The 12882-nt window shown below is 70.5% G+C and carries 10 protein-coding genes and 1 tRNA gene; 7 read left to right on the top strand and 4 right to left on the bottom strand.

The window, feature by feature from the left end; genetic code table 11:
- The first annotated feature begins 41 nt into the window (after positions 1 to 41).
- The 5 genes from AB0L59_RS00800 to AB0L59_RS00820 all read left to right on the top strand — a co-directional run bounded on the left by AB0L59_RS00800 (position 42) and on the right by AB0L59_RS00820 (position 4533).
- Complete coding sequence (locus AB0L59_RS00800) at positions 42 to 1097, top strand: 2-aminoethylphosphonate ABC transporter substrate-binding protein (RefSeq protein ID WP_365577776.1); 1056 nt, start codon at positions 42 to 44, stop codon at positions 1095 to 1097.
- 137 nt (positions 1098 to 1234) lie between these two features.
- A complete protein-coding gene (locus tag AB0L59_RS00805; protein ID WP_365577778.1) occupies positions 1235 to 2014 on the top strand; it encodes an HAD-IIA family hydrolase in 780 nt (259 codons plus the stop codon).
- Positions 2015 to 2140: 126 nt separating this feature from the next.
- The gene (locus AB0L59_RS00810) at positions 2141 to 2734 is read left to right on the top strand and encodes a hypothetical protein (protein ID WP_365577780.1); all 594 of its coding nucleotides are present in this window, start codon (positions 2141 to 2143) and stop codon (positions 2732 to 2734) included.
- A 9-nt stretch (positions 2735 to 2743) separates the two neighbouring features.
- Complete coding sequence (locus AB0L59_RS00815) at positions 2744 to 3412, top strand: class F sortase (RefSeq protein WP_365577782.1); 669 nt, start codon at positions 2744 to 2746, stop codon at positions 3410 to 3412.
- 98 nt (positions 3413 to 3510) lie between these two features.
- Entirely contained in the window at positions 3511 to 4533 is a 1023-nt protein-coding gene (locus tag AB0L59_RS00820; protein WP_365577784.1) for a glycoside hydrolase family 6 protein, read from the top strand.
- Here the strand turns inward: AB0L59_RS00820 and AB0L59_RS00825 are convergent, their stop codons facing one another.
- The 4 genes from AB0L59_RS00825 to AB0L59_RS00840 all read right to left on the bottom strand — a co-directional run bounded on the left by AB0L59_RS00825 (position 4534) and on the right by AB0L59_RS00840 (position 10312).
- Complete coding sequence (locus AB0L59_RS00825) at positions 4534 to 6468, bottom strand: kelch motif-containing protein (protein ID WP_365577786.1); 1935 nt, start codon at positions 6466 to 6468, stop codon at positions 4534 to 4536.
- Positions 6465 to 8456: a glycosyltransferase family 2 protein gene (locus AB0L59_RS00830; RefSeq protein ID WP_365577788.1), complete on the bottom strand. Its 1992-nt coding sequence runs from the start codon at positions 8454 to 8456 to the stop codon at positions 6465 to 6467. Before AB0L59_RS00830 ends, AB0L59_RS00825 begins: the two co-directional genes overlap by 4 nt.
- A 314-nt stretch (positions 8457 to 8770) precedes the next feature.
- Entirely contained in the window at positions 8771 to 9520 is a 750-nt protein-coding gene (locus tag AB0L59_RS00835; protein ID WP_365577790.1) for a FadR/GntR family transcriptional regulator, read from the bottom strand.
- 718 nt (positions 9521 to 10238) lie between these two features.
- Positions 10239 to 10312: transfer RNA gene (locus tag AB0L59_RS00840), tRNA-Lys, on the bottom strand.
- Between the two features lie 186 nt (positions 10313 to 10498).
- Between AB0L59_RS00840 and AB0L59_RS00845 the strand changes: the two genes are divergently transcribed.
- Both AB0L59_RS00845 and AB0L59_RS00850 read left to right on the top strand, forming a co-directional pair.
- Entirely contained in the window at positions 10499 to 11602 is a 1104-nt protein-coding gene (locus AB0L59_RS00845; RefSeq protein ID WP_365577792.1) for a peptidoglycan-binding protein, read from the top strand.
- Positions 11603 to 11689: 87 nt separating this feature from the next.
- Entirely contained in the window at positions 11690 to 12832 is a 1143-nt protein-coding gene (locus tag AB0L59_RS00850; protein WP_365577794.1) for an SPFH domain-containing protein, read from the top strand.
- Positions 12833 to 12882: the final 50 nt, after the last annotated feature.

The following is a 12882-nucleotide window of genomic DNA, read 5'->3' on the forward strand; positions in this document are numbered from 1 at the left end:
ACCCCCTTACCCCCGCGAAAACGCCAGGAGTTGGCCTCGCCATGCCCAGAACCCGCATCACGCTCGCCGTAGCCCTCGCCCTGCTCGCCACCCCCGCCCTGTCCGCCTGCGGCGGTTCCTCCGCCGCCTCCGACGCCAAGGTCGTCACCGTCTACAGTGCCGACGGTCTCAAGGGGGAGAACGGAGACGGCTGGTACGACAAGGTCTTCGCCGACTTCACCAAGCAGACCGGCATCAAGGTCAAGTACGTCGAGGGCGGTTCCGGCGAGATGGTGCAGCGCGCCGTCCGCGAGAAGAGCAACCCGCAGGCCGACGTGCTGGTCACCCTGCCGCCGTTCATCCAGGAGGCCGACAGCAAGGGCGTGCTGCAGAAGTACGAGCCGAAGGACGCGGACCAGGTCAGCGGCGCCGACAAGGCCGTCGACGGCACCTGGATCTCCGTCGTCGACAACTACTTCGGGTTCGTCTACAACAAGAAGGAGCTGAAGCAGGCCCCCAGGACCTGGGACGAGCTGCTGGACTCCAAGTACAAGAACAAGCTGCAGTACTCGACCCCGGGTGTCGCCGGTGACGGCACGGCCGTCCTCATCAAGGCCATCCACGACTTCGGCGGCAAGGACGCCGCCCTCGCCTACCTGAAGAAGCTCCAGGCCAACAACGTCGGCCCGTCCGCCTCCACCGGCAAGCTCGCCCCCAAGGTCGACAAGGGCGAGCTGCTCGTCGCCAACGGCGACGTGCAGATGAACTACGCCCAGGCCAAGGACATGCCGGGCCTCGGCATCTGGTTCCCGGCCGGCAAGGACGGCAAGCCCACCACCTTCGCCCTGCCCTACGCGGCCGGCCTGGTCACCAAGGCCCCGCACAGCGAGAACGGCAGGAGGCTGCTCGACTTCATGCTCGCGCGGAAGCAACAGCAGGAGGTCAGCGCGATCGGCGGCGGATTCGCCGCCCGCCAGGACGTCAAGGCCACCGACGCCAACGCCGTCGCCCTCGCCAAGCTGATGGACGGCGTGGACCTCTTCACGCCGGACTGGAACGACATCGACGAGAACCTCACGTCGTACGTCGAGGCCTGGAAGTCGGCCACGGGCAGCTGACCCGCCCCGCACGAAGCCGCTACCAGGTGCTCGACGGGGTACGGATCACACAGGTCTGACTAGGCTGGGGGCGTCGGTACGCCGTCGTTCCGGCGCCCCCGCCTTCTTGACCGTACGCACGCCAGGAGACGCACAACATGGCAGACCGCAAGCCCATAGAGTCGTGGCTCACCGACATGGACGGTGTCCTGATCCACGAGGGCGTCCCGATCCCCGGCGCCGACGCCTTCCTGAAGAAGCTGCGGGAGTCCGGGCGGCCCTTCCTGGTGCTGACCAACAACTCCATCTACACCGCTCGTGACCTGCACGCCCGGCTGCGCCGCATGGGCCTGGACGTGCCGGTGGAGAACATCTGGACCTCGGCGCTCGCCACCGCCCAGTTCCTGAACGACCAGCGGCCCGGCGGCAGCGCCTACGTCATCGGTGAGGCCGGTCTGACCACCGCGCTGCACGACATCGGTTACATCCTCACCGACCACGAGCCCGACTTCGTGATCCTCGGCGAGACCCGCACCTACTCCTTCGAGGCCCTCACGAAGGCCGTGCGGCTGATCAACGGCGGCGCCCGGTTCATCGCCACCAACCCCGACAACGTCGGCCCCTCCGTCGAGGGCGACCTGCCCGCCACCGGCTCGGTCGCCGCCCTGATCACCGCCGCCACCGGCAAGAAGCCGTACTTCGTCGGCAAGCCCAACCCGCTGATGATGCGGGCCGGCCTCAATGCCATAGGGGCCCACTCGGAGACCTCCGCGATGATCGGTGACCGCATGGACACCGACGTCCTCGCGGGCCTGGAGGCCGGGATGCGGACCTTCCTGGTGCTCAGCGGCGTCACCCAGCCCGACGACGTCGACCGCTACCCCTTCCGCCCCTCCAGGGTCGTCGACTCCATCGCGGACCTGGTCGACCTCGTCTGATCCGGACCCAACCCACCTGACCTGGAGTTTTCAAAACCCGGTCCACCCGTTCGGAGCAATGGTGCGCCCCCCGAGGATGCGGTGGCGCCCCGGGCGGGGGAGCCTCCTGATAACTGGAGGTTCACGATGGGCTCACTACGCCTCACTCTCTGTACGGGAATCCTGGCCGCGACCGCGTTCGCCCCGGCGGCCCACGCGGCCGACGAAGGCTCGGTCTCCGTGACCCCGGCCTCCGCCGCCCCCGGCGCGGACGTGTCCCTGCGGGTGCACGGCTGCTCAGGGAAGCAGGGGACCGCCGTCTCGACCGCGTTCGTCTCCGACGCCCGGCTGACCGGCAGCCAGGGCGCCCTGTCCGGGGAGACCCGCGTCCGCTCCTCCCTCAAGCCGGGCGCCTACGACATCAGGGTCACCTGCGCCGACTATGTGATCAGCGGAAGGATCACCGTGGTCGACAGCGGGACGGGCGCCGGCCAAGGGACCGGGCGGTACCAGCAGCCCGCGCAGAACGCCGCCCAGGACCCCGCCGGGGAGCCCGCCGGGGCCGCCGCCTCTCCGATCGCCCCCGTCGACGCGGGCGGCGGTGGCACCGCGCACTTCGCCACGGTGGCCACCACCGACTCCGGCCCCGGCACCGTCCAGACCGTGACCGGCCTGGCCCTCGCCGCGATCGCGGCGGTCGCCGTCGGGCTGCGCGCCCGCCGGGACCGCGGTACGCGCTGAAGGCGGCCCATGTACGACGACCGCGAGCGCGACACCGGCACCGGGCGGCTCATCACCGGCCTGACCTGGACGCTGCTGCTGTTCGCGCTGTGGCTGTGGGGGCGCGGGCTCACCGGCGTACCGCACGGCACGGACGGCCCCGCCACCGGTGACCTGTTCGCCCTCACGCCCGCCCAGGCCGCCCGGCTGCCCCGCCCGGCCGAGCCACTGGGGTCCGCCCTGCCCCAGCGCGTCGACATTCCCCAGCTGGGGGTGCAGGCGCCGGTGGTGAGCCGGGGCCTGGACGCCCGGGGCGCCGTCGACCCGCCGCCCTTCGACCAGCCGGGCGTGGTCGGCTGGTACGGCGCCGGCACCGCACCCGGTGCCAAGGGAGCGGCGCTCCTGGTCGGACACGTCGACACCGTGACCCGGCCCGCGGTCTTCTACAAGCTCAGCACGCTCAAGCCCGGCAACACGGTCCGCGTGGTCCGCTCCGACGGCAGGGTCGCCCAGTTCACCATCGACGACGTCAGCGTGCTGCCCCGCGCCGGCTTCGACGCCCGGCAGGCCTACGGCCCCCGCCGGGCCGGCCGCGCCGAGCTGCGCCTGATCACCTGTGGCGGCACCTTCGACCGTGCCAGCAGCAGCTACACGGCCAACGTGGTGGTCTCCGCCTACCTCACCGGAACCACCCGCTGACCCCCGTACGCCCCGTCACGCGACCTCGTGACGGACCGCCGGATATGCCAGGATCGGACACCTGGACCAGTTCGCCCAGGGGGACCAGGGGGATTCGCATGTACGACAGCAGGGGGGCCCGTCGTTCGGCGCGGGCGTCGGCGGCGGTGGTGCTGGGGGCGGCGTTGCTGCTCGCCGGATGCTCCTCCGGAGGCGGCGACAAGAACGGGGAGGCGGGGGCCCGCATCACGCAACAGCCCAGGAACGCCGACCCATTCTGGGTGAACCCGGACGGCACCGCGGCCCGCCAGCTCGCCGCCTACACCAAGGCCGGCAAGAGGACCGAGGCCGAGCAGGTCCGGAAGATCGCCGAACAGCCCGTGGGAGAGTGGATCGGGCCGGAGAACCCGGAGAAGGAGGCCCGCGGCTTCACCGAGGCCGCCGAGAAGTCCGACCGCACGGCCTTGCTGGTGCTCTACAACATCCCGCACCGCGACTGCGGCCAGTACTCCCAGGGCGGTGCCGCCGACGGCAACGCCTACCGCGCCTGGATCGACGCCGTGGCCCGGGGCATCGAGGACCGCTCCGCCATCGTCATCCTGGAACCGGACGCCGTGCTCCACCTCGTCGACGGCTGCACCCCGGCCCAGTTCCAGGAGGAACGCTACGACCTCCTCAAGGGAGCGATCGCCAAGCTCAAGTCCCTGAAGAACACCAAGGTCTACCTGGACGCGGGCAACGCCGGCTGGGGCCACCCCGACCAGATCTTCCAGCCCCTCCAGCAGGCGGGCGTCGGACAGGCCGACGGCTTCTCCGTCAACGTCTCCAACTTCTACTCCACCCAGGACTCCATCGCCTACGGCAAGCAGCTCTCGGCGAAGGTGGGCGACAAGCACTTCGTCATCGACACCAGCAGGAACGGCAACGGCCCCTACACGGCCGGCGACCCTGCCCAGCGGTGGTGCAACCCGCCGGGCCGGGCCCTCGGCGAAACCCCGACGACGAAGACGGCCGACCCCCTGGTGGACGCCTACCTGTGGGTCAAGCGGCCGGGGGAGTCCGACGGCACCTGCAAGGGAGGGCCGAAGGCCGGGGACTGGTGGGCGAGTTACGCACTCGCCCTGGCCGGGAACAGCAGGTGACTACGGAACCCTGACCCATTGAGCCTTGGACGGTGTCCCCTGGTCGTCGTCCACGAACAGCATGTACCAGCCGGACTGCACCAGATTCCGGTTCTTCGGCACGGTCACCGTGATCTTGTTCCCGGACGTCTTGAAGTCCAGTGCGACCGAGCGCTGATCCACGTCCGTCACATGCGTCGAGGCACTCGGCCGGATCAACCGCGCCTTCTTGATACTGCCCGCGTGATCCGACGTGAAGGTCCCCGAGGCGCCCCGAGCGATCGTCTGCGGACCCCCGCCGAGCGTAGGCCGGGACCCCCGGTACAGATACGGCGGCGTGTAGATCTCGATCCGCTGCTCGAACTTCCCCGGCTTGGTGTTCGCCTTGTCCCCGTACAGCGAGTCGGACCCGAAGAACATCACCCGTCCGTCCGGCAACAGGATCGAGCCGGAGTGGTAGTTCCGCCCCACCAGCGGATCGGCGACCTGCGTGAAGCTGTTGCTGTCGGGGTGGTACAGCCGGGCCTGGAGGATGTCGGAGTCGCCGCGCCCGCGGTAGTCCTCCGAGCCGCCCGACACCAGCACCGTGTCGTCCGGCAGGATCGAGGACTGCGGATACCGGGTGCCCTTCTCCAACGCGGGCCCGTCCACGAACTTCGGACGGGCGGCCTTCAGGTCGATCAGCCGCGTCTTCCTGCTCGACAGCGCCGACTCGCCGACCCCGCCGCCCCCGATCACCATGAACTTCTCGTTCTGGGCCGGAGGCAGCAGCACGGTCCCGGAGGTCTCCATCATGTTCGGATCGCTGAGCCCGGGCAGCTTGGTGAACTTGTTGGTGCCGACGTCCCAGATGCCGGGGTCACGGCCGATGTTGTCCGGCCCGTACCCCGCGTTCGAACCCGAGTAGAAGATCTTCCCGTTCTGCATCAGGAACAGTGCCGGATACGTCGGGAACTGCCGGGTCGTCCTGGTGTACGTCCACTTCCTGGTCTTCGGGTCGAAGATCTCGTTCTTGCCCGGCACCAGCTGTCCGATGTCGTCCAGGCCGGAGACGCTGAGGACCTTGCCGTCCGAGAGCGTGGTGAGCGTCGGGTACCAGCGGGCCTCGTTCATCGGGTCGACCTTGATGTACCGCTCGGCGACCGGATCGAACTCGTAGGCGTCCTTGATCCCTTCGAAGTCCTTCTTGTCGAGGGCGAGCTTCTGCGCGATCCCGTAGGTGTTGCGCGCGTCGGCGCCGGTCAGGCCCTGGATCCGGTAGTTGTCCTGGGTGCCGGTCTCGTACTGGCTGCCCTCCGCCTGCGCCTCGACGTAGACACGGCCGTAACCGGGGTTGTTCCGCAGCCACTTGCCGGTCTTGTCGAAGACCTTCGTGGCGCGCGGGACCAGGACCGGGTCCTGGGAGACGAACGTCTTGCCGTTCTGCCTGCCGGTGAACCTGGTGCCCGCGGGCAGCGTGATCGGCCTGTCCGGGTTCTCGTTGTAGAGGATCATGACGCCGCCGGCCTTCTTGACGTCACCCTTGAGCTTCTCGTACCGCTTGGTGCCGCCCGCGATCAGCAGGTTGCCGTTGGCCAGCTGGGTGTGGCCGGTGCAGAACAGGTCGTTGGGTGTGGGGATCTTCTTGATCGTGCCCTTGAGCGGGTCCCAGATCCGGGTGTCGAACTTCTTGTGGTCGAAGTTGTCCTGGTTGTTGCCCGAGCCGGCGACCAGCAGCACCTTGCCGGTGTGCAGGAGCGCCGCGTGGATGGTGTCCTGGCGGTACTCCGGCGGGAACTCGATGATGTCCCAGTGGCCGTTCTCGGCCTTGTACTCGGGTCTGTTGATCTTGTACTGGTGGTACTGCGCGGTGCCGAAGCGATAGACCCACGGCCCGTTCATCCCGGCCAGCGCGAGTACCACCGCCGTACCGATCGCGAGCCTGCGGGCGCGACGGCGGCCGGCCTGGTCCTTCATTCCTTACGTCCCCCAAGTCCGCCAAGGGCGATCTGCATGGTCTGCTCGTTCTCCCCGCTCCGGTCCGCACTCCGGTCCCCCTGCCCGGCGCCCGCCCAGGTGGGCCGCTGCTGCGGGACGTGCGGTGCGTGGGCCGCGTACGGCGCGGGCACCGCGTCCCGGGGTTCGGCGACCGCAGCGGCCGGCTTCGGCTTCTTCCGCTCCTGACGCAGCGTGTACTGCCAGGCGAAGATCGGGGAGGCGGTGATCAGCAGGGCGAAGCACGCCCAGGTGATCATCGCCGGGTGGGAGTGCCCGAACACGAAGCCGGCGGCGAGTGAGCCGGCGAAGACCAGGATGAAGAACCAGTGGACCCGGAACGTCCCGAACAGCGTGTCGGGACTTGCCGATTGGCCCTTGGGCGTCACCACGAACCTGCTCCTGCGGCGTAGCACGGCGTCCATCAGGGAGCGCGCGTAGATCGGTGCGGACAGGGCGGACATCACCATGCCCGCGACGCCGCCGGAGCCCTCCGGCTCGTGCGGGGAGACATTGTGCCGCCGGTTCCAGATGTACAGGCCGATCTGAAGGGCGGAGGCGTTGCCGTACAGCATCAGCCACACGGTCGGGTCGATGTTCACGCCCGAGGCGCCCAGGCCCAGGAACAGGGCACAACTCAGCGCCGCGAGGATCCAGTTGAGGGCGGACATCGGATAGAAGATGATCATCATCGTGTAGTTGAAGAGCTTGCCCGGCCCCAGCGTGAACAGGCCCTTCCAGTACTGCTTGAGGATCGTCTCGTACGTCCCCCGGGACCAGCGCAGCTGCTGGGTGAAGAAGTCCGTCCAGGCGTTCGGGCCCTCGCCGACCGCGAGCACGTCCGGGGTGTAGACCGACTTCCACTTCCGGCCCGTCGCGGGGTTCTTGGCGCGGTGCATCTCGAAGCCCGTCGCCATGTCCTCGGTGATGGAGTCGTACAGGCCGCCGATCTGCTTGATCGCCCTGATGCGTACGGCGTTCGACGTGCCGACGAACATCGGGGCGCCGTAGCGGTTGCCGGCGCGCTGGATCAGGGCGTGGAAGAGGAACTGCTGCGACTCGGCGGCCTTGGTGACGAAGGTGTCGTAGTTGCCGTACACCTGCGGGCCGATGACGAAGCCGACGTCCGGGTCGCGGAAGTAACCGAGCATCCGCTCCAGGTAGTTGGGCAGCGGTACGTGGTCGGTGTCGACGGAGGCGAAGAAGTCGTAGTCGCCGCCGTGCGCCTCCAGCCAGGCGTTGTAGTTGCCGTGCTTGGTCTTGGCGCGGTGCGGGCCCTTGGGCCGGTTCCACCGCGCGACGCCCTTGCGGGTGAAGTGGTGCACGCCGAGCCGGGCGCAGACCTCCTTGACGGCCGGGTCGTCACCCTCGTCCAGCAACCACACGTGCAGCAGGCCCCGGTGGCGGAGCCGCACGGCCGCCTCCAGGGTCTTCGTCACCATCTCGAGCGGCTCCTTGCCGGGCACGAAGGTGGTGATGAAGGCGACACGGGTGCCGGTCTCGGGGACCACGGGGACCGGGTCGCGGGCGACGAGTGTGGCGTGCGCGTTGGACAGCACGTTCATGCAGCGGAAGAACTCGATCAGGCCGATCGAGACGAGCATGACGACGTCGAGCGCCGGAAGGAAGTCGTAGGCGGGATAGTCGCGTTCGGTCCAGTGCTCGGGCTGGAGCAGCCAGAAGAGCAGGACCAGCGAGAGCACCGGGGCCGCGCCCAGCATCAGCGCGGCACGGACGCGGTGCGGCTCCTGCGAGAGCAGCGACCGGTACTGCACCTGGTACGGCTTGGTCGGATCGGGCTGGGTGAGGGGGCCCGCGAGACGGCTGTAGTGCTCGTAGTCGTATCTCGGCAGGCTCTTCCTCATCCGGCGGAACTGGGCCGTCCGGTGCCCGATCGCCCTGAGCTGAGTGGTCTGTGACGGGTCGTTGTGAGCATGGGTCTGTCCGGCGCCCGTCGGCGTCGACGTCATGAGTCATTCCCCCCACACGCAGGTCACCGCGTGTTTCGTCGGTCCTTGCCGCCCGGGCCGGCTCCCCTTGTGCCCGCACGCGCGGATCAGTGGTGGCTCGCAGTCCCCACGTCTTCCCCACCTTATAGACACGGGACCGCGGCCTTCCGGTTGCATGATGCCCCCCTCGGCATCGGTTCATGAGCGGGGCCCCCTTCCCCGCCGCCGGCAACCGGTTGCTTCCCCCCAACTCCCGCCGAACGGCGGCAGCTTGGATGTCCAGGTTTCTACGGCGCTCCGCATGATCGCAAGACGCGAAACGCGGTGTTTACCGGTCAAACCCGTTCATTGTGGCGCGCGTGGGGTTCGGGAGGCCGGGGTGCGCCGGTGGTCCCGGAGGGCCGGGGCGTGCCGGTGGTGGAGAGGCGGACACGGATGTTGCCGAAATGGTCCCTTATGGCCTCCTCCGCCCGCAGCGAGTCGCCGGACCGGACCGCGTCCAGGATCTCCCGGTGCTGGCGGCAGGTGATCCTGGGGTCCTGCGGCACGTCCACCAGGTCCCGCTGCACCCGGTGGAAGGCGTCCCAGAACGCCTCCAGCACCTCGCTCAGCAACACGTTGTCCAGCCCCCGGTAGAGGGTGGCGTGAAAGGCGCGGTCGGTCTCGGCGAGGCCCGCTCCCTCGGCGGCCTGCTGTTCCATACGGTTCACGAGGGCGTCCAGTTCAACGAGGTCCGCCTCGGGCAGTCGCCCGGCCAGCCGCGAGACCAGCCCGGTCTCCACGGCCTCGCGCAGCTCCAGCAGCTGCAGCAGGGAGTCCTCGCCCCGGTAGTGGCCGGCGACGGTGCGGAAGGCCAGGCCCTCGATCATCGGCGCGAACGACATCGAGCCGACGTACGTTCCGAAGCCGTGCCGGATCTCCACGATTCCCATCGCCTGCAGCGCCTTCAGGGCCTCGCGCACGGAGTTCCGGCTCGCGCCGAGGTACTCCATCAGCTCGGGCTCGGTCGGCAGGGGGGCGCCCGAGGGCAGCCGTCGGTCCACGATCAGCTTCTTGATCCGCTCCTGAAGGTCCCGGGCTGCCATGGCGAGAGAGTACGCGACGCGTGCGGGGGGTGAACCTGCGCCGACATCGGTTGCCGCGGGGCCTGGTTGCGAGGGGGCCGGTGCTGCGGCCGGGGCGACGCCCGCCTGTGCGGCGGGGTCGCTCGCCGGCGGAGGGCACGGCGATCCTCGCACGGGCGGCGGGTGGCGTCGCCTTCGCGCGCCGACCAGGTCAGGACGAGGCCGCTGGGGACGAAGAAGAGGGTGACGCCGAGCCCGCCGGTCTCCACGGCCGCTTGGCGCAGGCCGGTGAGCGAGGGGGCTCGTTCACGCGCGCCGGGCCGGGCCGCCGCGCGTGGGCGCGCGCTCGGCGGGTCGTCGGGGGCGGGAGCGGTGCGGTCCCGGCGGGCGAGGCCGGCGCTGTCGGGGCCGTGGCCCTTACGGCGGTGACCCCTTGTCCGGCTCGGTCAGGGCAGGGGGAGGGGCACCGCCGGCCGGTCCTGCCCGGCGCTCGGCGCGCGGGGCTGCTCCGTGGCGGCTCACGCGGCCGTGATCGGTTCAGGGTGCGGAGGGTGCCGACCGGCGCGTCCGGTGCCCGCGCCGGCACAGGGGGACCGCCGGCGAGCGCCACGTACGGGCTGACGGTGATCGCCTCGTGCACCTCGCGGGCGGGCTCGGCCGGCACCGGTCGGGGACGGCGGCGCACGTGCTCGGGGTCACACGAAAGGCCCCTCGCGTTCGCGAGGGGCCTTTCGGTCGGTGCGCCGCCAGGGACTCGAACCCCGGACCCGCTGATTAAGAGTCAGCTGCTCTAACCAACTGAGCTAGCGGCGCCTGCTGACGGAGATAACTCTACCTGACCTTCAGGGGTGCCTTTGACCACCCGGGGACGGCCGGACGGCCGTCGGAGGGGCCGTGTACATCATTCGGCCCGTCAAAGTGAGGCTTCGGCGAACAGTTGGGAAACAGACCAATGTGCACACTCGCGGACAAACCCTCTCCGAATGTGAGGTAGATCGCATGAAGGCGCCCGTGTTCGAGGAAATCGCCCCGGCGAGCGGCTGTGGCTGCCCGGGCTGCGCCGAAGGGCGACGGGTGAGTCCCCGCCTGTCGTCCGGCCGCCTCGGCGGCCGCTCGGCGGCCTGCGGACTCGTGGTCGTCGCCGCCGCTTCCGCGGTCCTCGGCGCGGCCGCCCCGGCCGCCGCCCTCGCCCCCGGCCACCCCGTCGAGCGGCGCTCCCACGTCCCCGGCGGCGGCGGTGAGCCCGACACCCCCCAGGGCACCAAGGCCCCGCTGCACGGCCCCGGGGGCAGACCGGCGCCCGCGACCGCCCCGGTCCCCGCGACCACCCGGACCCAGATCATCAAGCGGGCCAAGGTCTGGGTGGCCGCGCAGGTGCCGTACAGCATGGACGACTACTGGACCGACGGTTATCGGCAGGACTGTTCGGGCTATGTCTCCATGGCCTGGAGCCTGCCCGGCAACGAGTGGACGGGCAGCCTCCAACGGTTCGGTGTGAAGATCACCAAGGAGAGCCTCCAGCCCGGGGACATCCTGCTCTACCACAACCCCGACAACCCCGAGAAAGGCTCTCACGTGGTGATCTTCGGTGGCTGGACGGACTACACGCACACCTACTACACGGTCTACGAGCAGACACCCCCGCACACCCGCAGTCAGCCCACCCCCTACCCCTACTGGAGCAACGCCGACAAGTACGTCCCCTACCGCTACAAGGGCCTCACCGCCGCCACGGCGAGCGCTCGGCGGGCCGGCGTCGAGGCGGGGGCCGGCGTCCCGGGCGCGCCAGGGCCGGGGCGGTCGGTCCTGCAGGGGATGCCCTTCTCGCACGGGGTGCCCGGCTACCCGGGCCGGCACCACTTCCGTCCCGGCGCGGAGAGCCCGTATGTCACGCAGTTGGGCCGCCGGCTGATGGAGAAAGGGTTCGGCGCGTTCTACGCCAACGGTGCCGGTCCGCGCTGGGGCGAGGCGGACCGGCGAGCCGTGGAGGCCTTCCAGCGCGCCCAGGGCTGGCGCGGTGGCGCCGCCGACGGCTATCCGGGGCCGGAGACCTGGCGACGGCTGTTCGCGGACCTGGTTCCCGGCCGGACGACCGGCCTCTGACCGCCCGACCGGGCAGCCGGTCCCCGACCCGGGAGGCCCCGGAACACCCCTGTTCACGACGCGTTAACGCGGAGGCTGGAGGCACGCATGAGTACGAACACGTCACACACACCGCCCGATTCCGAGGGGCAGCCGGACGCCGCCGCGGAGCCGGGCGCGCATCAGGCCCGGCTGATCCACAACGAGGAGACCACCGAGATCCCGGTCCATCTGCTCTTCCGTGACGGCTCCGAACCGCTGGGCCCGGTGAAGGTACCGCTCGAGTCCGTGGTCGTGGCCCGCCGGAAGGACACCGGTGAGGAGCCGCGGCCCACGGGCGCGGAGCCGGTGCCCAGCCGGCCGCGGCCGGAGGTCGGTCCGGAGCTGGCGGAGCGCCCGGCGCGGGCGCTGCCGGGCGCCTTCGGGGTGCTGGCCGGGACGTGCGGGCTCGCCGGGTGCGTGGCGACCTCGTGGTGGGCGGGGTTGCTGTCACCGGCGGTGGCGCGGGCGTTGCGGCTGCCCGCGTCCGCGGGCGCCGGTCTCGGTCCGGCGCAGTGGGCGGCGTACGTCGGGGCCGGGGTGCTCGGGATGCTCGGCTTCAGCGGGCTGGCCCGGGGGCGGAACGGGCGGGCCTGGGTGCTCGGCCTGTTCGGCCGCTACCGGGGGACGGTCCGGCGCACCGGGCTGCTCTGGGTGAACCCGTTGCTTCCGCGCCGCCTGGTCGATGTGCGGCTGCGGCACTGGCGCAGCGAGGCGATGCCGGCGGCCGATCCCGACGGGCTGGCGCTCAGGGTGGTCGTGCTGGTGGTGTGGCGGGTGCGGGACACCGCGCGGGCGGTGCTCGGTGTCGAGGACCACGAGGCGTACCTGCGCCAGTGCGTGGAGGCGGCGCTGGCCCGGGTGCCGGTGGAGCCGGGAGCCGGGACGCGGGGCGGGGTGACGGCGGCCGGGGACGCGCTGACCGGGCTGGTGGCAGAGGAGGCCGCGCCGGTCGGCGTGGAGGTCTTCTCGGTGCAGCCGGTCCGGGTGGAGTACGCCCCGGAGGTCGCCCCCGCGATGAACCGGCGCCGGATCGCCTCGCTGGACGCCCGGCGGCGGGCCGACACGCTCGGCTCGGTGGTGGACTCGGTGGAGGACATGGTGACCCGGCTGGCGGCACGCGGCCTGGTCGAACTCGACGACTACGACCGGAAGGTGCTGGTGCGGGACCTGACGGTCGCGTTCTGCTCGGGGCGAGGGGAGCCGTTGTAGCGATCCCCGACGGGTGCGGACACGTCGTTTGTATGGACACAGTCAACAGA

Origin of the sequence: Streptomyces sp. NPDC052109, assembly GCF_040680195.1 — a bacterium.
Taxonomy (GTDB): Bacteria; Actinomycetota; Actinomycetes; order Streptomycetales; family Streptomycetaceae; genus Streptomyces.